The sequence below is a fragment of the Pseudomonas sp. 57B-090624 genome, from assembly GCF_003234055.1.
Lineage (GTDB): Bacteria > Pseudomonadota > Gammaproteobacteria > Pseudomonadales > Pseudomonadaceae > Metapseudomonas > Metapseudomonas tohonis.
Genome location: NZ_QKRU01000189.1, coordinates 1 through 751, shown reverse-complemented (window position 1 = coordinate 751; position 751 = coordinate 1). Strand labels below are relative to the sequence as shown.

The window sequence follows — 751 nt, the reverse complement described above, 5'->3', positions numbered from 1 at the left end:
TCTCCGGCCGGGCCATCATCAGGTAGGCCTTGAGCGGCTCGTAGGCCTCCCGGGCCCGGGTGGCGCGCTCGGCGCTGCCCGGCGCCAGGCCGAGCAGCCCGCGCAGCTGGCGCTCGAGGCCGGCCGCAGCCGGGTCGCGGACCAGCCGGTTGTTGGCCGCCTCGTAGCGGGGCCAGAGCGCGGCGAGCAGGCCGTCGTTCTGGCTCAGGCCGAAGCGCTGGTACCAGGGCACGCCGTGCCTGGCACGTTGGTCGAGGCGGTCGAGCTCATGGACCAGCGCGTTGAGGGCAAGCAGTTGCTCGTCGCCTTCCCGGGGCTGGTCCAGGGTGGCCAGGACGGCCTGCATCTCGGCGATCTGGACACGGTTGCCGGCGAAGGAGAGCAGCGTGCCCAGCCCCCAGAAGGCGACGAGGCCGAGCGCGACGGCGGTCGCGGTGCGCCACCAGGGCCACCCGTAGGGCCGGCCGCCGTGCCGGTCCGCCAGCACGCCTCGCCAAGCCGGGGGCGGCAGCCAATGATGCACCGCAGTGCCCCCGGCGCCCGGCATCGCGAGGCTGAACCAGAGCCCGCGCGGCATCACCCCATGGCTGTGCTGCAAGTGCTCCCAGGTCCGTCGCCAGCGGGTGATGCCTTCGTCCCGCAGGCCCTGGGCGAGACGCAGGAGAAAGTCATGGCGGTTGTCGGCCTGCATCCGGGCGAGCCCTTGCTCACGCAGCGGCTCGAGCAACTGCCCCAGACGGCCTTCCAGCTG

At 73.5% G+C, this 751-nt stretch carries 1 protein-coding gene; it reads right to left on the bottom strand.

Features of this window, described 5'->3' with window-relative positions:
- Positions 1–751: ImcF-related family protein (locus DMX10_RS32320; protein WP_218281358.1), on the bottom strand; the 751-nt coding region annotated here is incomplete at both ends.